This is a genomic window from Phaeobacter sp. JH20_02 (assembly GCF_048056915.1).
Classification (GTDB): Bacteria; Pseudomonadota; Alphaproteobacteria; order Rhodobacterales; family Rhodobacteraceae; genus Phaeobacter; species Phaeobacter bryozoorum.
Genome location: NZ_JAYMVP010000023.1, coordinates 124,830 through 143,980 on the forward strand (window position 1 = coordinate 124,830; position 19,151 = coordinate 143,980).

Genomic DNA, 19,151 nt, shown 5'->3' on the forward strand with positions numbered 1-19,151 from the left:
TGATATGCAGATTTATCTTCCCATCGCCGAAGTCTCGGTCAACGCATTCCTGCTGCTGGGGCTTGGCGGCATGGTCGGCATCCTTTCCGGCATGTTTGGTGTCGGTGGCGGCTTCCTGATGACACCGCTCCTGTTCTTCATCGGCATCCCGCCGGCAGTGGCCGTTGCCACCGAAGCCAATCAGATCGTGGCCTCCTCATTCTCCGGTGTTCTTGCTCATTTCAGGCGCCGAACCGTCGACATCAAGATGGGCCTGGTTCTTCAAGCGGGCGGTCTTTTCGGTGCGGCGCTTGGGGTTGTGGTCTTCAACTATCTCAAAGCATTGGGCCAGGTCGATCTGCTGGTAAAACTCTGTTACGTCGTCTTTCTTGGCGTTGTCGGCGGGCTGATGTTCATCGAAAGCCTGAATGCGATCCGCAAATCCAAAGCCTCCGCAGGTGGCGCCCCCGCGCCGCGTCGGCAGCGTGGCTGGGTCCATGCCCTGCCCTTCAAGATGCGGTTCCGCACATCCGGCCTCTATATCTCCGTGATTCCTCCCTTGCTGGTCGGTGTCGTCGTCGGCATCCTCGCGGCAATCATGGGTGTTGGTGGTGGCTTCATCATGGTGCCAGCCATGATCTACATCCTCGGGATGCCAACCAAGGTTGTGGTTGGCACATCGCTGTTTCAGATCATTCTGGTCACTGCCTTTACCACGATGCTGCACGCGACCACGAACTATACCGTGGATATTGTTCTGGCGGTTCTATTGCTGATCGGCGGGGTGATCGGTGCCCAGATCGGCACCCGGATCGGCGTCTATCTCAAGGCTGAACAGCTCCGCATCCTGTTGGCGCTGATGGTAATTATTGTCTGCGTCAAACTCGGGCTGGACCTGTTGCTGATGCCATCTGAGCTTTACTCGCTCGGCAGCGATGGAGGGCACTGAGATGCTCCATCGCGTCATCAGTCAACGCCTCCGCCGCGCGCCGCAATCCCAGCCGACCCGCGGCTCCGCGCGGCTCTGGATTGCATTCCTCCTGGTCCTGCCACTCGGGTCGATTGCCACCGCTCAGACCTCCACCGATCCGGCAGATAGCGACCCTCCCGCTGGCCCGCGCGAGGAAGTCGTGCTCGGTCTGAGCCAAGACCGTGTTGCCATCACCGCCGACTTCGACGGATCGGAAATCCTCGTCTTTGGGGCCGTGAAGCGGGAAGCCCCTATCCCGCAGGACGACCCTCTTCAGGTGATCGTCGCCGTATCCGGTCCGGCCTCGCCCGTGATGGTACGCCGCAAGGAGAAAAAGCTTGGGATCTGGGTCAACACCGACAGCGTGCTGGTAGACTCGGCACCGAGCTTCTACGCAGTTGCGACAAGCGCGCCGCTCTCTCAGGTGCTGAGCGATACTGAAGACCTGCGGTATCGAGTCTCCGTGGGGCGGGCCATCCGCTCGGTCGGTGCCGGAATGCACATCCGCGGGGCACAGAAATTCGCCGAAGCCGTGATCCGCATCCGGTCCGAGAACAATCTCTATTCTCTGCGGGAGAACACTGTCGCCGTCGATCAGCAAACGCTGTTTCGCACTGCGATCGAGATGCCCGCCGACCTGACCGAAGGGGCCTATCGGACCCGCATCCTGCTCACACGAGGCGGGTCGGTTGTCGCGCAGTACGAAACCAGCATCGACGTGCGCAAAGTCGGGCTGGAACGGTTTCTTTACACACTTTCACGCGAACAGCCGTTTCTCTACGGCCTTATGTCACTGGCCATTGCAATTGCCGCAGGTTGGGGTGCCTCTGCCGCCTTCCGCCTGCTGCGCAACAGCTGACGACCACGAACCAGATCCAGACCCAGACCGCCGCGCAAAGCGCGGCGCTACGCCTAACGGGCGTGGTGCCGGCTTGCTGGTGTCACAACGGGCGGGAGACCTCTGCAGTGACTATCCACGCCCGATGTAAGGCATCTTGGTTGCCATCACGGTCATGAATTGCACATTTGCCTCAGGCGGAAGATTTGCCATATGCAGCACCGACCGTGCAGCATCCTCAACGGCGAAGGTCTCCATCGCGCCCGCTGCCGGATCCGTCTCGGCCTGCCGGGCGCTCAAATCCGCAACCATCGGCGTGCGTGCGTTGCCGATGTCAATTTGTCCGCAGGCAATATCAAACGGGCGCCCATCCAGCGACAGGCTACGGGTCAGCCCGGTGATCGCGGCTTTGGTCGCCGCATAGGGGGCCGAATGTGGGCGCGGAACATGGGCCGCAATTGATCCGTTATTGATGATCCGCCCGCCCTGCGGGGCCTGCTGGCGCATCTGGCGAAAGGCCGCTCGGGCCGAAAGGAACATGCCGTTCAAGTTCACATTGACGGCTGCAAACCAATCCTCCAGCGCAATCTCATCAATCGTGCCGGAAGGGGTAAAGATGCCTGCATTGTTGAACAACACATCTAACCGCCCGGCCCGCTTTGCAAAGGTCTCCACGGCACGATCGACAGCCTCGGCATCGGTGACATCCGCCGGCACGACATGAGCCATGTCGCGCCCCTGCGCCACGGCCTCCAGCGCCTCTGCGCGGCGGGCAAGCAGGCCCACCTGCCAACCTTCATCCAGAAACAGCTCCGCCACGGCACGGCCGATACCGGAGCTGGCTCCGGTGATCAGGATCGTGCGTCTAGAATCTGGAGCTTGGATCGTCATAGTGGGCTGTCCTCTTGCAGTTCCAGGGTCAGGGCGCCTACCGGCGCGGCCCGCAGGTCGTCCACCTGCAGAGGGCCTGTCGGCTTTGCCAGACGATTGCGCACCACCCAGATCAGGCGCTCCTGCGCCCGCGTAATGGCCACATAAGCAAGCCGCTTCCAGAGCGGTTGCCCGGCCTCCACCCGGCCCATGCGCGCCGCGGCATAGATATCAGGCGCAAAAACCTGCGCCGTGGGCCATTGTGAGCCCTGCGCCTTGTGAATAGTGACGGCCGCCCCGTGCAGAAACGCCGCCCCCATACGCGCAGCAAATGGAATGAAGGGCTCTTCTTCATCCGGTTTTTCGATCTTCACGATAGAGGCCGCAGAGACCTGCGGGTCCTCTGCCCCCATGACGTGAAGGCGCGAAAATCCAGGCTTGCGACCCGGTCCGAGGTAGATGACCTGGGCCCCCTTGATCAGGCCGCGGGCTTCCAGATCCAGCCTTTTCTTGCGATGTTTCATCGGCAATTCGATTCCGTCGCAGATCAGCGGCTCGCCAGCCAGCAAACTGTCCTCCGGAGCACCGTGCACGTTACGAAACGCATTGATCAGCCGAATCCGGGTGTTGTTGCGCCAGACCAGAACCGGAGAACGTGCCATCAGATCCACCTCGACCCGTTGCCCCCAGACGACGCGATCATCCTGGCGAGAGAGGTCCTCAACCATGCGCTCAAAATCCTCAAACCCGATGTTCGGATCAGCCAGAGCATGAGCGAGGTCCAGAATGGGATTGCCTGCCTCTTGGCGGTGAATGCGGTTGAGGATCAGTTTGCGCTCTTCTGGCAGCGTTTCAAAAACCATGGCACCGGATTGGTTCACCGGGGCGAGCTGTGCGGGATCGCCAAACAGCAATAATGTCGGGAAAATTTCCTGAAGGTCCTGGAACTGGCGGTCATCCAGCATCGAAGCTTCATCTATAAAGCCGATATCCAGCGGCTCCTCCCGCCGTTTCCAACCGGTGATGAAGTCAGATCCGCGCAGACCGGCAGCAGCCAACGCACCAGGGATCGACTTGTTGCGTTCATAAAACGCCTTCGCCCGCGCCAGGGCTTCTTCGGTTAACCCCTCAATTTCGGGTTCATCGCCACTACCCGCCAGCCATTCCGCTATCCGCTCATATTCCGGATCATAGACAGGCGTATAGAGGATCCGGTGGATCGTGGTTGCGGGAACACCACGAAGGCGCAGCACGCTGGCGGCCTTGTTTGTGGGCGCGAGGATTGCGAGTGTGCGCCGGTCCTCATTCTTCTTGCGGCTTTCATAGTCGCCGGAAACAACCTCGACACCGGCCTTTTCCAACGCCTTATAGAGTTCCGCCAACAACAGCGTCTTACCAGATCCGGCCTTGCCAATAACCGCCATTGCGCCACCGTCACCGCGGGGCGGGTGTAGCAGATCGTCTTCGAGATCGACCCCTGCGTCACGAAGAAGACTGCTGACACGATCAAAAGCGACGGCCTGATCGTCGGAGAATTTAATGGGTGCTGCGCTCATTCGGCGACACTACAGCCGCCGGGCCGGCTGCACCAGAGCAGACGGCCCCACATCATATCGTTTCAGCGCAGCTCGCCCTCCTTCAGCGCTATGCCCATCGACACCCTGCTCACCCCGTCAGCGCAACGGGTCCTGGCGCGCCTGCACCGCCAAAGGACCGGTCGAACCAGAGTGTCGACAATTCCGGCTGAATGCCTGCCTTCTGCGCGACCCGGTGATACGCCTCGGTAGAATAGTCCCACAGGCCAAGGCAGATCCGGTCCCGCCCCGCGCCCATGGTGCCGACAATTTCCGGGCTAAACCCAAGAGAGCGGTAGATCCGCACCATCCGCCGATCAAACACCCCGGCAAAATGCGCGATATTGAAGTTCCGCATGATCTCAAGCCCGGCCAGGGTCAGCGCCCCGGCCACATTGCCGCTGACATGTCGGGACAGGCAGAACCGGGTGCATTCCCAGATCAGAGGGCTGCGGATCGCCTCCCCGCCGGTCAGCTCGGGAAAGACATCATTCACCATAATTGGACCCGTGGAGGGCAGGAAACGCATTGACCCACCGTGGCTGCCATCGGGCTGCTGCCAGATCACATATAGCGGATCAAGCGCATCGTATTCATCGCGTTCTTCCCCGCAGGCATCTACCGAGACCTCCCAACCCAGCCGAGTCTTGAACTGATCCGCGCGATCCACGAACATCGAATGGGCAAGCTCACGGTGCTTATACAGGTCGTGTGCATATACGTAACGAAGCATAACTTAGTCCCCTTTAGATAGCAAAGTGGGACCAGATTACGATCAGAAGATATTTTCAACTATAGGGTTAATGAACATCAACAGCTTCAACGTGTTAGATGATGATCAACCCGAGACTCAGTGCCCGTGCGATGGCATGCGTGGTGTTGATCGCCCCCAGTTTGAATCGCGCGCTCTCAATATAGACCCGCAATGTGTGCTCCGAAATGGTCAGCGTCTTGGCCACCTGGGCTCTGCTGTATCCCATCGCAAGCAAGGTTAACGCGTCAATCTCACGTGGGGACAGGGGTTGGACGTGCTCCGGGCTGCGATCCGGTTCAAATTCCAGCGCCTTGCGGTTGAAGTAATGCCCGATCAGGATCAGGTCACGGCTGTGTCTGTCCGTGAATTTCGTCCAGGTCTCATCGTTGCAGTTGTGGCTGACCGTGAACAAAGCGAATTGCCCGTTTGGCCCACGGATCGGGATTGAGTACCCCTGATTGCCTACGTCATGTGCAAGGGCGTCCTGCAGAAACTCGCGCGCAGGCTTAGACGACCAATCAAGGCGGCGCCAGTCAACCGGGTGAAACCGCTGATAGCAGCCGATAATGACCGGATCGACACGCACATAGGCTTTTTCCTGATAGCGCTCGACCCATTCCCGCGAATAGGTGCCAAAGTGATAGTGATCGCCAGCGCTGTCGACCCAGTGATACATGGCGTGATCAACCTCAAAGGTCTCACAGACCCGCTCAATGATCTCTTGCAGACCATCGACCGTTGTCGTGGCGTCCAAAACCTCAAGGATAAGATCAAGATTAACTTTGGTTGCCATGAAATGCCTGAATTCTCACTTGGTCTCAGCGCAGAACCTCTGCACCTATTTGGCTGTCGGCAGATCCAAATTGCCGCAGCTCTGGCCTTTGTGCCGCGATCATCGATGCAGCGTCAACGGTAAGCCCGCATAATGATCAGGTTTTTATTTCATAAGCGATTATCTAGGGCGCGGCCACAAAATGTCTTCACCATCAGCGCATGACCGCTGGTCATTCCGCACAAATGTTCGACAACCACGTTCGCACCAGCAAAACAATAACCCGCCAGTCACAGGAGCGACTGACGGGTGAAATAATGTGTCTCTCGAGGGTGTTTACCCTGCCAGAACATCCTCCAGTGTGCGCAGACCGGTCCGGGGCGCCTGAACCAGAACAGACATATTACCCGGCTTGTGCTCGTTGCGGAGCATCTTCATATGCGCCTCCGGCAGATCGTTCCAGGAGAACACCTCCGACATGCAGGGGTCTAGGCGGCGCTCGACCATCAGCTTGTTGGCAGCGGCGGCCTGCTTCAGATGCGCAAAGTGCGAGCCCTGCAAACGCTTCTGGTGCATCCACATGTAACGCACATCGAACGTCAGGTTATAGCCAGTGGTGCCTGCGCAGATCACAACCATGCCGCCTTTTTTACAGACAAAGGTCGAAACCGGGAACGTGCTTTCGCCCGGATGTTCAAACACCATGTCGACATTCACGCCTTTGCCGGTGATGTCCCAGATTGCCTTTCCGAACTTACGGGCTTCCTTGAACCAATTGGCATATTCGGGCGTGTTCACTGTCGGCAACTGCCCCCAGCAGTCAAAGTCTTTGCGGTTGATCACACCCTTGGCGCCCAGCCCCATGACAAAATCACGTTTGCTTTCGTCCGAGATCACGCCGATGGCATTTGCACCAGCCGTATTGATCAACTGGATCGCGTAGGAGCCGAGGCCGCCCGAAGCGCCCCAGACCAGCACGTTCTGGCCCGGCTTCAGATCGTGCGGCTCGTGGCCGAACAGCATCCGGTAGGCGGTCGCAAGGGTCAGCGTATAGCAGGCGCTTTCTTCCCAGGTCAGGTGCTTGGGGCGGGGCATAAGCTGCTGCGACTGAACATTGGTGAACTGCGCAAAGGAGCCGTCGGGCGTCTCATACCCCCAGATGCGCTGGCTGGGAGAGTACATCGGATCGCCACCGTTGCATTCCTCGTCGTCGCCATCATCCTGATTGCAGTGAATGACCACCTCGTCGCCGACTTTCCAGCGCTTAACCTTGTCGCCCACGGCCCAAACGATGCCCGAGGCGTCGGAACCGGCAATATGGAACGGCGCACCGTGACCATCAAAGGGGCTGATAGGTGTGCCGAGAGCCGCCCACACACCGTTATAGTTCACACCCGCCGCCATCACGAGCACAAGCACGTCGTGGCTGTCCAGTTCGGGCACATCGACCACTTCCTGCACCATCGCAGTATCGGGGGTGCCATGGCGCTCTTTGCGGATGGTCCAAGCATACATCTTCTGTGGCACATAGCCCATCGGCGGCAGTTCACCGATCTCATAAAGCTCTTTTTCAGGGGCCTCGTAGGAGAGGGCGCCGTTCTGCGTGTCCAAAGCCATGCTGGCCTCCTTTTTTCCGCTGTTTGCCGCAATGCAGAATCGCAGCTGCTACCTAGGGAATAAGATCCGCCAAGCAACAATGCAACATCATTTATTTAATTTGGGTAATTTTATGACCCAGCGGATGCAGAATAACCTTTTGCACCTGCAGCAATACCAGCCTCTTTTGGCCCGTCAGTGTCAGGCTCCGGGATCAGATGACGGATTGAATTTGCGTAGTAGACAAGCAGATCGTGTTGGTCGGCCACCACCTCGTAGCCGCCCGCTGTCTGTCGCAGGATGCCTCTCATCGTCAGTTGACGTAGCCCCAACTCGGCGGCGGAACCGCGGTCGTTGCGCGATGTATGGATATAAGCATAGGGCAATCGCGACAGCAGCGCGTCCATCCCAGCTTCAATGTCCGCACGGCTGAGCGGCTGTTGACCCTTTGGGAGGTACTCCACAGTGGCGGCGACCAAGGCCACCGGCAATACCGGAACACATTCGCCGATACGACCCATCAGCTCCTGCGCAAGACTCGTCGGCGTGTCCTCTCCTCCGCTGCAAAGAACAAAGTCGCGCAGGCTGAGAGGGCGCCCAAAACTGACTGCCGCATACCCGGATCGCTGGTAGCGCCTCGTCGCCCATAGCCACAGCTGACGCAGCATACGAACCGCCACCACATGGATGCGTGCGCGGAATCGTCGATCACCGGATTTCGCAGCCGATGTCAGGATCTTGTCTTCCAGCACGCGGTCGTAGTTCAGCGCAACAGGCACAAACACCACATCACGCCCGCCCTCGCCCTGTGCCGACTGACCGTCGACGATGTATTTCAGCAGCCCCACCTTCGGCTGTGCCAAAGCGCCATCTAGGCTCAACCCGCCTTCGGGAAAAATCGCCTGGGTCACCCCGCCCTGCGTCGCCAGCCTCACATAGGTCGCCAGAACGCGACGATAGAGGTCATTGCGTGACTTACGGCGGATAAAATAGGCACCCATGGCCCGGATCAATCGCGACAACGGCCATACCCGCGCCCATTCACCCACCGCATAGGACAAGGCCGACCGGTCCGCCACCAGATAGGTGATCAGGACATAATCCATGTTCGAGCGATGATTCATGACAAAAACCACCGTCGCCTCAGGGTCTATTGCCTTCACTGCAGCTTCATCCAGATGACCGAGGCGAACACGATAGATCGCATTGGACAAAAACCGCGCGAGACGGATCGCGATGCTGAAATAGGCAACTGCGGAAAACGACGGGACGATCTCGCGGGCATAACGCCGGGCCTCCTCGAAGGCGACGTTTTCGGGAATGCCCTGCGCACGTGCATGGTCTGCAATCGCCTGGGCCACCTGCGGGTCATAGATCAGCCGCTGTATCATGTCGTAACGGCGTGCCAGTTTGAACGGTTGAATTGGTCGTTCCAGGCGGCGGTTCAACCGCGCCACAGCCCGCTCCAAACGACGACGGAAGAACCACCGCACCGACGGAAACAGGAAATGCGAGGCAAAGGTGATCGCGGCAAACAGCACGATAAGCACAAAAAGCCAAAGCGGGAGTTCCACGGTCTGCGTCATCCTGAGACCCTTCCCTATGCTTGCTGTCATTACAAGCACTTTGCCGGATCGGCAGAGGCACCTATATTTAGCAGTTGGCATGAAATGCCGCAACGCAGCGAATTGACATGGGTTTAAAATTGCAGTCTACATCAGCTTGACGAAATAAAATTACCGCAACACTGACTCGCGAGGCCCGACATGCCGCAGATGCAAAAAGACCGCCCCTGGCTGATCCGCACCTATGCCGGCCATTCCACGGCATCGGCATCCAACGCGCTGTACCGCGCCAACCTGGCCAAGGGGCAGACCGGCCTCTCGGTCGCCTTCGACCTGCCGACCCAGACTGGCTATGACAGCGACCACGTGCTGGCCCGCGGCGAAGTGGGCAAAGTCGGCGTGCCGGTTTGCCATCTGGGCGACATGCGGACCCTGTTCAATGAGATCCCGCTGGAGCAGATGAACACCTCGATGACCATCAACGCAACAGCGCCGTGGCTCTTGGCGCTGTATATCGCGGTGGCAGAGGAACAGGGCGCGGATGTGTCCAAGCTGCAGGGCACGGTTCAGAACGACCTGATCAAGGAATACCTCAGCCGCGGCACCTATGTCTGCCCGCCTAAGCCCAGCCTCAAGATGATCGCGGATGTGGCGGAGTACTGCTACACCAACGTGCCCAAGTGGAACCCCATGAACGTGTGTTCTTATCACTTGCAGGAGGCCGGCGCGACACCGGAGCAGGAGCTGGCCTTTGCCCTGGCGACCGCGCAGGCGGTGCTGGACGAGCTGAAACCGCGCATCGCGCCGGAGGATTTCCCGGCCATGGTCGGACGCATCTCCTTCTTTGTGAACGCGGGCATCCGGTTCGTGACCGAGATGTGCAAGATGCGCGCCTTTGTCGATCTGTGGGACGAGATCTGCCGCGACCGCTATGGCGTCGAGGACCCCAAGTTCCGCCGCTTCCGCTATGGCGTGCAGGTGAACTCGCTCGGCCTGACCGAACAGCAGCCGGAAAACAACGTCTACCGCATCCTGATCGAGATGCTGGCAGTGACGCTCTCCAAGAAAGCCCGCGCCCGCGCGGTGCAGCTGCCCGCCTGGAACGAAGCGCTTGGCCTGCCCCGCCCCTGGGACCAGCAATGGTCGATGCGGATGCAGCAGATCCTGGCCTATGAGACCGACCTGCTGGAATACGGCGACCTGTTCGACGGCAACCCGACGGTCGATGCCAAGGTCGAGGAACTGAAGGCAGGCGCTCGCGCCGAGCTGGCCAACCTCGAATCCATGGGCGGCGCTGTCGCCTCGATCGAGTACATGAAGGGCCGGCTGGTCGAGTCCAATGCCGACCGGCTGAACCGGATCGAGAAGAACGAGACGATCGTGGTGGGCGTCAACAAATGGACCGAGGGCGAGCCATCGCCGCTGCAGACCGAGGACGGCGGCATCATGGTGGTCGACCCCGCGGTGGAGCAGGAGCAGATCAGCCGCCTGAACCACTGGCGCGGCGAGCGTGACAATGACGCTGTGCAATCGGCCCTGGCCGCGCTGCGCGCAGCAGCGCAAAGCGGCGCCAATGTCATGGAGCCGTCGATTGCCGCGGCCAAGGTCGGCGTCACCACCGGCGAATGGGCCGAGGAAATGCGCAAGGTCTACGGCACATATCGCGGCCCGACCGGCGTGTCCGGGTCCGCCTCCAACAAGACAGAGGGGCTGGATGAGCTGCGCGAAAAGGTCAATGCCGTAAGCGACCAACTGGGACGCCGCCTGAAATTCCTCGTCGGCAAGCCCGGCCTAGACGGCCACTCCAACGGCGCCGAACAAATCGCCTTTCGCGCACGCGACTGCGGTATGGATATCACCTACGATGGGATCCGCATGACACCCGAAGAACTGGTAGCATCGGCACTGGCGGACGATGCACATGTGGTCGGCATGTCCATCCTCTCCGGCAGCCATCTGCCCCTGATTGAGGAGCTGATGGGTCGGATGAATGACGCGGGCCTGTCGCATATTCCGGTTGTCGTTGGTGGAATCATTCCCGACGACGACGCTGCCCGCCTTAAAAAGATGGGTGTGGCCCGTGTTTATACCCCCAAGGATTTCGAACTCAACGCAATCATGGGTGATATTGTTGAACTTGCAAAACAACCGCAAACGACTTCACATTAGCGGATTTTCGCAAATCAATTTAATCGACACAATTTTCTTGGTGAAATCACCTTGGGAATAGGGTCATAAATGAATGCGCCTCGTAGCATCACGATGCGCATTCATTTATGGAGAAGAAAATGGCCGTTGACCTCACAACGATGTCACGAAAAGAGCTTTTGGAATTGCAGGCGAATGTCGAAAAGGCACTGAAAGAAGCCGAGCAGCGCGAGCGCATCGAAGCATTGAAAGCCGCCGAAGAAGCTGCCGCAAAATATGGTTTCTCGCTTGACGAGATTGCAGGCAACAACCGGGGCACTGCCAAGAAAACCAAGGCAGCTCCGAAATACCGCAACCCGCAGAACCCGGAAGAAACCTGGACCGGTCGCGGTCGCAAACCTCATTGGGTCCATGCAGCGCTGACATCGGGCGTTGATATTTCCGATCTGGAAATCTGATTTCCAGAAGTTGAGGACAAAGTATGACTGTTCATATCGGAGCCGCCAAGGGCGAGATTGCCGAAACGGTATTGCTGCCCGGCGATCCCTATCGCGCGAAATGGGCCGCCGAAACATTTTTGAAAGATGCCCGCCTCGTGAATGAAGTGCGCGGAATGCTGGGCTTCACCGGCACCTGGAATGGGCATCCGGTCACCATTCAAGGCAGCGGAATGGGCATGCCTTCCCTGTCTATTTATGTGAATGAGCTGATCCGTGACTACGACGCCAAAACCTTGATCCGCATTGGGTCCTGTGGCGGAATGCAGGACAAGGTGAAAATCCGTGACGTGATCCTCGCCATGACGGCAACCACTGTCAGCTCCCCTTCGCGTGGGATTTTCAAAGAGGTCAATTTTGCCCCCTGTGCCGACTGGTCCCTGCTTCAGGCTGCCGCGAAGGCCGCAGAGGCGCATAAGCTCACGCCGCATATCGGTGGCATCTACTCATCCGATGTTTTCTATGACGAGCGACCGGACCTGAACGAGCAGATGGTGCGTCATGGCATTCTGGGCGTCGAGATGGAGGCAGCCGAGCTTTATACCTTGGCGGCCCGCTACGGACGCCGCGCGCTGGCGGTGCTGACGGTATCCGATCACCTCGGGACAGGCGAGGCGCTGCCGTCCGATCAGCGTGAGCGGAGTTTCGGCGACATGGTGGAAATCGCTCTCGAAGCGGCCTTTGCCTGAACTGAGAAATCGCAAAGACCCATAGAAAAGGCAGCGTCGATCGCGCTGCCTTTTTCGTTCTGCCAGCAGACAGGCTCAACCGCGCCCGTGACTACGGTCATACCCGTTGCGCGCAGGTGGCCGCCAATCTCCCAATGCACCGCTTTCGGGGGTGAAGACCTCAATCAACAACGGATGACAGGACGCGGTGTCACTGGTGTGTTCGTCACCACAATCGCCTCCCGGACAGGCGCTCAATGCGCCCAAGAGGTCAATTTCCGCAAAAAACTCAAGATAGTCGCCTGGGCGCACTGGGCTCGCTTTCATGAAGTACTGCCCGGTGTCACGAGTAAATCCGGTACACATGAATACGTTCAGGACATCGTGAATATGCGGCTCGGCTGCGTCCAGTGGCATATCCAGATGATCTGCCAGCGCCCGGGTCAGGTTGGAATGGCAGCAATGATGATAGTGACCGCCAGACAGCAGATTACCGGTGTAGGGGTCGCAGCGGGTGCCGATCACGTCATGAACCGAGCCGCCATAGCCGTCGATCCCGTACCAGCCCAGGCTATCCGCAACAATGGTCGCCATCGGACGCAGATGCGGCAGGCTGCTCCACAGCCTCTCCCCCGTGGTTACATGAGTTCCATGCAGCGCACGCGTTTTTCCGGAGAAAAAGCGCTCGGTCAGATCAGCACTGTTCCAGAGATTTAGGTCCCCGACCTGCGGCCCCTCGACCGAGGTGATACGAAAGAAGCTTCCAGCAGAGACGCTGAAACAGGCCGCCTCCCGCGGCGAGACCAATACTTCGGCGGTTTTCTGCGCCGTCTCACGAGCAGTCCCATATCGCGACAGATCCGGCTTGGGCAATGTCTCGTTCGGGTAGCAGATCACTGGCGCCACGGCACGCCTTTGCTCTGCATCTTCGGGAGGCTGTGCCTCGGTGCCGGGAAAATCAGTAGCGGACATGGCGCAAACCTCTCTGTTGTTTGCGCCATGAAATCCAATGCAGCCGCCGGAAACAAGCCGACATTGCAGGGTGCTCAGGCCCTGCTGATCAAAGATCCGAGATCAGATCACCACCACATCGAGCGGTGGAAAGCCGTTGAAGCCAACAGAGGCGTAGGTCGTCGTATAGGCTCCACAGGAATGGATCACAACGCGATCCCCTGCTTTCAGATCAAGCGGCAGCTGGTAAAGCTGCTTTTCATAGAGCACATCAGCACTGTCACAGGACGGGCCCGCCAGAATGCAGGGGCCGGTCTGCTCATCCCCATGATCGGTTGTGATCCGGTAGCGGATAGCCTCGTCCATGGTTTCCGCCAGGCCTGAAAATTTGCCGATATCCAGATAGACCCAGCGGTGCAGATCGTGCGCATCCTTGCGCGAGACCAGCAACACTTCGGCCGCGATCGCGCCAGCCTCAGCCACCAGGCCACGACCGGGTTCCGCCATGATCTCGATTGCGTCGGGGAAACGTGCCTCCACGAGCGCCATGACCTCCTGCGCATAGCGATTAGGGGCCATCACCTCGGTGCCGTAGCTCGCCGGGAAACCGCCACCGATGTTCAGCAGGGTCAGCTCATGACCGGCGGATTTTGCGGCCTGCCAAACCTGGGCAACCTGATCAAGCGTACCAGCCCACATCTGCGGCTCGCGGGTTTGCGAGCCAACGTGGAAGGATACGCCGGAGACAATCAACCCAAGCTCGCGGGCGCGGTCCATCAGGCTAAGCGCCATCGCACTGGAGCAGCCGAACTTGCGGCTGAGCGGCCAATCCGCCCCGGTGGCTTCGACCAGCAGGCGGATGCAGACATGGGCACCAGGCGCATGGGCGGCCAGCTTGTCCAGCTCGGCCAAGGCATCAACCGCGAAATGGGTGATCCCGATCTCATGAGCAAAGGCGATATCGCTCGGCCGTTTGATGGTGTTGCCGAAGGAAATCTGGCCAGGCCTTGCGCCTGCAGCCAGACACATTTCAATCTCGGCGCGGCTGGCCGCATCGAAATTTGCCCCCATAGTGGTGAGCCGACGCAGAATCTGCGCTTCTGGATTGGCTTTTACCGCATAGTGGATTCGGGCACGCCCAAGGCCTTGGGCCAGGGCGGCGTATTGCCGGGCAACAGCTTGGCTGTCAATCACCAGTGTCGGGCGGTCAAACGCGGTCTGTGCGATATAGGACAGGTGGCGAGAAACGGGGACAATAGCATCTTGACGGGCAAGTTGCCCGGTTACGTTTGCGTTCATGGTCATCTCCAAAAGACCCGGCCATCTATGACCGCTCACTTCAATCAGAGACGTTACCGTCGCTACGTAACCATGGGGGATAACCCTTGGGACAGAGGCGCGTGCGTTGGCGTCTGTCCGCCATATCTACCAAACACACGAGTCGATCAAGAGTTTTCTGGGCCACTGAAGCCCTTATTTTCATGGGGAATTTGATCAGATTTCAGCCATGCACCTATTGCAACACTTACCCGGTGTTTCGGGGTCTGAGGCATGCACGCGGCGCACCGTCTCCTGGTTGGACGGCACCACAGGATGCACAGCGCCACTGGCTCGCCGACTTTTCCTGACGCCAGCGACAATCCCGGCTGAGGGTGGATGTATTGTGGCGCCAAAGGAAATATCCAAGGACACCGAGCAACAGAAAGAGGATCAACACTGGCATATCGCCTGTTTACCGATCCCCACTGTCAGCCGCAACTTCGGGGCGCAGTGGCTGCTCGACAACGCAGAACGCCGCCCACAGCAGGTGAGCGGCGTTCTCCCTAATCAAAGCTTGGCAGGGCTTAAACCGCGCGTTCAACCATCATCTGCTTGATATGCGAAATTGCCTTGGCCGGGTTCAATCCCTTCGGGCAGGTCTTCGCACAGTTCATGATGGTGTGGCAGCGATAGAGCTTAAACGGATCCTCCAGCTCATCCAGACGCTCAGGTGTTGCCTCATCGCGGCTGTCGATGATCCAGCGGTAGGCGTGCAGCAGCGCGGCCGGCCCAAGGTAACGATCCCCGTTCCACCAGTAGCTCGGGCAGGATGTCGAGCAGCTGGCGCACATGACGCATTCATACAGCCCGTCCAGCTTCTTGCGATCCTCGATGGACTGCTTCCACTCTTTCGCGGGGCGGTTGGTCTTGGTTTCCAGCCATGGCATGATCGAGGCATGCTGGGCGTAGAAATGGGTCAGATCTGGGATTAGATCCTTCACCACCGGCATATGCGGCAGCGGGTAGATCTTTACGTCGCCCTTGATCTCATCGAGGCCGTAGATACAGGCCAGGGTGTTGATCCCATCGATGTTCATCGCACAGGAGCCGCAGATCCCTTCGCGGCAGGACCGGCGGAATGTCAGGGTCGGATCGATCTCATTCTTGATCTTGATGAGCGCGTCCAGAACCATCGGACCGCATTTGTCCATATCGACAAAATAGGTATCCACCTGCGGGTTCTTGCCGTCATCCGGATTCCAGCGGTAGATGCTGAATTTGCGCACATTGGTTGCGCCTTCGGGCTTGGGCCAGGTTTTACCCGTGGTGATCTTGGAATTTTTCGGAAGTGCGAATTCGACCATAGATCGTTCTCCTTGCTTAGCTGCCCGCCAGCCACAGGCACAAAGCGCTGCGCTGGCAGGAGATCGGTGTCCGCGCTCCGGCAGGGCCGGAACGAAGATCTGTCGGTGTAGCGACCCGGTCGGTCGCAATCTGGTAGGCGCAGGGCAGCATCAGCGCAGCCCTCCCGCCGCTATCGGCGTCTGATCTGCAAGCGACGCAAGCCTTTTGGCATCGTCAGGGTAGTGTCGGCTCAGCGCGGCAAGCAGTGCCGTGTCACGCGCTGCGATATGCAGGATCGCCTGATACTCAGCGTCACCGGACATGCGCTGCCAGCGCTGATCCGTCCGCAAATCAAAATCGGCGCCAGCCTCTGGCGTATCAAAGGACGAACCACCGCCATAGCGCTGAACCTTGCCAAGGGTATTGTCAACGCAGGGCAGCCCCAGTCGATCCAGCAGAGCGGAGCGGTATTCCGCGTCATGTATCCAGACATCATAGTCAATCACGGTCAGAGCGAGATCATCCGCCTGCGCGACCAACTCCAGCATCTTGCGGTAGCTGTCGATCGCCCGCAGCACCGAAGCGCTACGATGCGCTACCGTGAAATCCGGGTTCCGTTGTAGCTTCTTCAAAAGCGAGGCCGACCAGTTCAGAAACCCACGCAGCAACAGGATATCACCGCTCAGAAGAGTCTCATCCAGATCACCGGAAACTGGCCGTTCCAAAGCGAAGTCCGACGGCACCGTATCCTCATATGAGATGAGCAAAAGGCCACCGGCCCCCAGCGTTGCCCCCAACCCTGCCAGATCGCGCGTATCATGGCGCGCCAGCTGCACAGCGTTGCGCTCCACCCCCTGATGATGCGCCAGCGGCCCCCGGCCCGATTTGCAATTGTTGAAGAACAACGCCTGTCCGTGCGGCGCATTGCGCTGCAACCAATTGGCAACCGCATGATTGCCGGAACGACGCATCCCGAACATCCGCAGCGCAGCATCGGGCCGCCAGCCGAGTTCTGGCCAACAGCCCGCATTGCCAACAACGCCTGCAACCGGCGTCACCGACGATGTCCGGCCTGTCGCCATCACGCGACCACCTGCACAGATGTCGCCACTCCCCCGCGTATGCGGGGAAATGTTGCAATCTGATATGCTGGGGCTGCCTGCATCACGCTCTTAGAAGGTCCGTGCTTTGGGCGCGATCTTCGCCTCGCTGATGCCACCTTCGGCCTCAGTGGTGAGCGGCTCGACGATCACCGGGCGATAGGACAGATCCACCTTGTTGCCATCGACGCGGCTGACGGTATGAACCCGCCAGTTTTCGTCGTCTCGGTTGGTGAAATCCTCATGCGCGTGGGCGCCACGGCTTTCCTTGCGCGCCTCGGCGCCAACGATAGTGGCCAGCGCGTTTGGCATCAGGTTGGTCAGCTCCAGCGTTTCCATCAGGTCCGAGTTCCACACCAGAGACCGGTCGGTCACAGCCAGATCATCAAGCTTGGCAGCGATCGCTGTCATCTTGGTTACGCCTTCGGACATGGTCTCCGAGGTGCGGAACACGGCAGCGTCGCTTTGCATGGTGCGCTGCATCTCAAGACGCAGATCAGCGGTCGGTATACCGCCCTTCGCGTGGCGCAGACCATCAAACCGATCAAAGGCCTTGTCGACCTGTGCCTGGTTCAGCACCGGGTTCGGGGCATCCGCATCGACAACCTTGCCCGCACGGATCGCTGCGGCGCGGCCAAAGACCACGAGGTCGATCAGCGAGTTCGACCCCAAACGGTTGGCACCATGCACCGAGGCGCAGCCCGCCTCGCCCACAGCCATGAGGCCCGGCACAACGGCGGTCGGGTTATCTGCGGTCGGGTTCAGCACCTCGCCCCAATAGTTGGTCGGGATGCCGCCCATGTTGTAGTGCACCGTGGGCAGAACCGGGATCGGTTCCTTGGTCACGTCAACACCGGCAAAGATCTTGGCGCTTTCGGAAATGCCCGGCAGCCGCTCAGCGAGCGCCTCGGCCGGCAGGTGGCTGAGGTTCAGGTGAATGTGGTCACCATGCTCGCCAACACCGCGACCTTCGCGGATTTCCATGGTCATCGAACGCGAAACATAGTCACGCGGTGCGAGGTCCTTATACTGGGGCGCATAGCGCTCCATGAACCGCTCGCCTTCGGAGTTGGTAAGATAGCCACCCTCGCCACGCGCGCCCTCGGTGATCAGACAGCCGGAGCCGTAGATGCCGGTCGGGTGGAACTGCACGAACTCCATGTCCTGCAGCGCCAGGCCTGCGCGCGCCACCATGCCGCCGCCGTCGCCGGTGCAGGTATGCGCGGAGGTGGCAGAGAAGTACGCCCGTCCGTAACCGCCGGTCGCCAGAACAACCATCTTGGCGTTGAAAACATGCATGGTGCCGTCGTCCAGCTTCCAGCAGACAACGCCCTGACACTGCCCGTCCTCGGACATGATCAGGTCGATGGCGAAATACTCGACATAGAACTCAGCATTGTTCTTCAGCGACTGACCATAGAGTGTGTGCAGAATGGCGTGGCCGGTCCGGTCCGCAGCGGCGCAGGTCCGCTGCACGGCGGGACCCTCGCCGAACTCTGTGGTGTGACCGCCAAAGGGACGCTGATAGATCTTGCCTTCCTCGGTACGCGAGAACGGCACGCCGTAATGCTCCAGCTCATAAACCGCCTTGGGCGCTTCACGGGCCAGATATTCCATCGCGTCGGTGTCACCCAGCCAGTCAGACCCCTTGACTGTGTCATACATGTGCCACTGCCAGTGATCAGGCCCCATATTTGACAGCGACGCCGCGATGCCGCCCTGCGCCGCGACGGTGTGGGAGCGGGTCGGGAACACCTTGGTCACACAGGCTGTGCGCAGGCCCTGTTCTGCCATGCCGAGGGTCGCACGGAGGCCAGCACCACCGGCGCCAACCACGACCACGTCATAATCATGTGTTTCGTATTCGTAAGCAGCCATTGAGAACCTCGGAATTTACAGGGCCAGGCGGATCAGCGCATAGGCGCTGACAGCGGCCACGGCATAGGACAGGCAGGTGATCAGAATAATCGTCAGACGACCTGCAAAACCGTGAACATAGTCTTCGATCATAATCTGCGCGCCGGATTTGAAGTGCATCATGCCCACCCAGATGGTCAGCAGAGCAACCAGCGCCGGGAACGGGCGCGCGTAATAGGCTGTGATCTCTTCGTAGGATCCCCCCAGCGCGGAGCCAAAGGTGAAGACAAACAGCGGAACCAGGATCAGCAATCCGATGGAGCTGACCTGCATCGACCAGTGATGTGCTGTACCGGATTTTGCTGCACCCATGCCAACGGCACGCTTGCGATCTGTCAAATAGCGCAT

Annotated in this window: 17 protein-coding genes; 5 read left to right on the plus strand and 12 right to left on the minus strand. The window is 59.3% G+C overall.

The annotated features are described in order from the left end of the window. The first annotated feature begins 4 nt into the window (after positions 1-4). Positions 5-928: a sulfite exporter TauE/SafE family protein gene (locus VWY34_RS12805; protein ID WP_340544330.1), complete on the plus strand. Its 924-nt coding sequence runs from the start codon at positions 5-7 to the stop codon at positions 926-928. A 1-nt stretch (position 929) separates the two neighbouring features. After that, positions 930-1,808, plus strand: a complete 879-nt coding sequence (locus VWY34_RS12810) for a TIGR02186 family protein (protein ID WP_416545546.1) — start codon at positions 930-932, stop codon at positions 1,806-1,808. A gap of 111 nt (positions 1,809-1,919) precedes the next feature. On the opposite strand, the gene VWY34_RS12815 is transcribed toward VWY34_RS12810, so the two are convergent. The 6 genes from VWY34_RS12815 to VWY34_RS12840 form a co-directional block, all read right to left on the minus strand. Beyond that, positions 1,920-2,678, minus strand: coding sequence for an SDR family oxidoreductase (locus VWY34_RS12815; RefSeq protein WP_416545548.1), 759 nt, complete (start codon positions 2,676-2,678; stop codon positions 1,920-1,922). After that, positions 2,675-4,213: an ATP-dependent DNA helicase gene (locus tag VWY34_RS12820; protein ID WP_340544328.1), complete on the minus strand. Its 1,539-nt coding sequence runs from the start codon at positions 4,211-4,213 to the stop codon at positions 2,675-2,677. Before VWY34_RS12820 ends, VWY34_RS12815 begins: the two co-directional genes overlap by 4 nt. 109 nt (positions 4,214-4,322) lie before the next feature. Further along, complete coding sequence (locus VWY34_RS12825; RefSeq protein WP_340544326.1) at positions 4,323-4,964, minus strand: acyl-homoserine-lactone synthase; 642 nt, start codon at positions 4,962-4,964, stop codon at positions 4,323-4,325. A 94-nt stretch (positions 4,965-5,058) separates the two neighbouring features. Further along, a complete protein-coding gene (locus VWY34_RS12830) occupies positions 5,059-5,778 on the minus strand; it encodes a helix-turn-helix transcriptional regulator (protein ID WP_340544325.1) in 720 nt (239 codons plus the stop codon). Between the two features lie 315 nt (positions 5,779-6,093). Beyond that, positions 6,094-7,374: a crotonyl-CoA carboxylase/reductase gene (gene ccrA / locus VWY34_RS12835; RefSeq protein ID WP_340544323.1), complete on the minus strand. Its 1,281-nt coding sequence runs from the start codon at positions 7,372-7,374 to the stop codon at positions 6,094-6,096. Positions 7,375-7,484: 110 nt separating this feature from the next. Further along, positions 7,485-8,939, minus strand: a complete 1,455-nt coding sequence (locus VWY34_RS12840) for a 1-acyl-sn-glycerol-3-phosphate acyltransferase (protein ID WP_416545549.1) — start codon at positions 8,937-8,939, stop codon at positions 7,485-7,487. Between the two features lie 180 nt (positions 8,940-9,119). Here VWY34_RS12840 and VWY34_RS12845 point away from each other — a divergent pair, with 180 nt between their 5' ends. The 3 genes from VWY34_RS12845 (at position 9,120) to deoD (ending at position 12,252) form a co-directional block, all read left to right on the plus strand. Then, the gene (locus VWY34_RS12845) at positions 9,120-11,087 is read left to right on the plus strand and encodes a protein meaA (RefSeq protein WP_416545551.1); all 1,968 of its coding nucleotides are present in this window, start codon (positions 9,120-9,122) and stop codon (positions 11,085-11,087) included. A 119-nt stretch (positions 11,088-11,206) separates the two neighbouring features. Then, complete coding sequence (locus VWY34_RS12850) at positions 11,207-11,524, plus strand: H-NS histone family protein (RefSeq protein ID WP_340544320.1); 318 nt, start codon at positions 11,207-11,209, stop codon at positions 11,522-11,524. A 23-nt stretch (positions 11,525-11,547) separates the two neighbouring features. Beyond that, on the plus strand, positions 11,548-12,252 hold the full coding sequence (gene deoD, locus VWY34_RS12855) for a purine-nucleoside phosphorylase (RefSeq protein ID WP_340544319.1): 705 nt from the start codon (positions 11,548-11,550) through the stop codon (positions 12,250-12,252). Between the two features lie 75 nt (positions 12,253-12,327). Here the strand turns inward: deoD and VWY34_RS12860 are convergent, their stop codons facing one another. From VWY34_RS12860 to sdhD, 6 genes are all read right to left on the minus strand, one after another. After that, a complete protein-coding gene (locus VWY34_RS12860; RefSeq protein ID WP_416545553.1) occupies positions 12,328-13,203 on the minus strand; it encodes an urea carboxylase-associated family protein in 876 nt (291 codons plus the stop codon). Positions 13,204-13,305: 102 nt separating this feature from the next. Beyond that, the gene (locus VWY34_RS12865) at positions 13,306-14,487 is read right to left on the minus strand and encodes a type III PLP-dependent enzyme (protein WP_416545555.1); all 1,182 of its coding nucleotides are present in this window, start codon (positions 14,485-14,487) and stop codon (positions 13,306-13,308) included. Positions 14,488-15,026: 539 nt separating this feature from the next. Continuing rightward, complete coding sequence (locus VWY34_RS12870) at positions 15,027-15,806, minus strand: succinate dehydrogenase iron-sulfur subunit (RefSeq protein WP_340544315.1); 780 nt, start codon at positions 15,804-15,806, stop codon at positions 15,027-15,029. A gap of 150 nt (positions 15,807-15,956) precedes the next feature. Then, complete coding sequence (locus tag VWY34_RS12875) at positions 15,957-16,868, minus strand: hypothetical protein (RefSeq protein WP_416545557.1); 912 nt, start codon at positions 16,866-16,868, stop codon at positions 15,957-15,959. A gap of 90 nt (positions 16,869-16,958) precedes the next feature. After that, complete coding sequence (gene sdhA, locus VWY34_RS12880; protein WP_340544312.1) at positions 16,959-18,764, minus strand: succinate dehydrogenase flavoprotein subunit; 1,806 nt, start codon at positions 18,762-18,764, stop codon at positions 16,959-16,961. A gap of 15 nt (positions 18,765-18,779) precedes the next feature. Beyond that, complete coding sequence (gene sdhD / locus VWY34_RS12885) at positions 18,780-19,151, minus strand: succinate dehydrogenase, hydrophobic membrane anchor protein (protein ID WP_340544311.1); 372 nt, start codon at positions 19,149-19,151, stop codon at positions 18,780-18,782.

Bases quoted from the DNA above. Each gene is read 5' to 3' on its own strand.
- VWY34_RS12870 (WP_340544315.1), bottom strand. From the start codon at position 15,806: ATGGTCGAATTCGCACTTCCGAAAAATTCCAAGATCACCACGGGTAAA.
- VWY34_RS12845 (WP_416545551.1), top strand. From the start codon at position 9,120: ATGCCGCAGATGCAAAAAGACCGCCCCTGGCTGATCCGCACCTATGCC.
- VWY34_RS12865 (WP_416545555.1), bottom strand. From the start codon at position 14,487: ATGACCATGAACGCAAACGTAACCGGGCAACTTGCCCGTCAAGATGCT.
- sdhA (WP_340544312.1), bottom strand. From the start codon at position 18,764: ATGGCTGCTTACGAATACGAAACACATGATTATGACGTGGTCGTGGTT.
- VWY34_RS12820 (WP_340544328.1), bottom strand. From the start codon at position 4,213: ATGAGCGCAGCACCCATTAAATTCTCCGACGATCAGGCCGTCGCTTTT.
- ccrA (WP_340544323.1), bottom strand. From the start codon at position 7,374: ATGGCTTTGGACACGCAGAACGGCGCCCTCTCCTACGAGGCCCCTGAA.
- VWY34_RS12810 (WP_416545546.1), top strand. From the start codon at position 930: ATGCTCCATCGCGTCATCAGTCAACGCCTCCGCCGCGCGCCGCAATCC.
- VWY34_RS12860 (WP_416545553.1), bottom strand. From the start codon at position 13,203: ATGTCCGCTACTGATTTTCCCGGCACCGAGGCACAGCCTCCCGAAGAT.
- VWY34_RS12830 (WP_340544325.1), bottom strand. From the start codon at position 5,778: ATGGCAACCAAAGTTAATCTTGATCTTATCCTTGAGGTTTTGGACGCC.
- VWY34_RS12840 (WP_416545549.1), bottom strand. From the start codon at position 8,939: ATGACGCAGACCGTGGAACTCCCGCTTTGGCTTTTTGTGCTTATCGTG.
- VWY34_RS12875 (WP_416545557.1), bottom strand. From the start codon at position 16,868: ATGGCGACAGGCCGGACATCGTCGGTGACGCCGGTTGCAGGCGTTGTT.
- VWY34_RS12825 (WP_340544326.1), bottom strand. From the start codon at position 4,964: ATGCTTCGTTACGTATATGCACACGACCTGTATAAGCACCGTGAGCTT.
- VWY34_RS12850 (WP_340544320.1), top strand. From the start codon at position 11,207: ATGGCCGTTGACCTCACAACGATGTCACGAAAAGAGCTTTTGGAATTG.
- VWY34_RS12815 (WP_416545548.1), bottom strand. From the start codon at position 2,678: ATGACGATCCAAGCTCCAGATTCTAGACGCACGATCCTGATCACCGGA.
- sdhD (WP_340544311.1), bottom strand. From the start codon at position 19,151: ATGCGCTATTTGACAGATCGCAAGCGTGCCGTTGGCATGGGTGCAGCA.
- VWY34_RS12805 (WP_340544330.1), top strand. From the start codon at position 5: ATGCAGATTTATCTTCCCATCGCCGAAGTCTCGGTCAACGCATTCCTG.
- deoD (WP_340544319.1), top strand. From the start codon at position 11,548: ATGACTGTTCATATCGGAGCCGCCAAGGGCGAGATTGCCGAAACGGTA.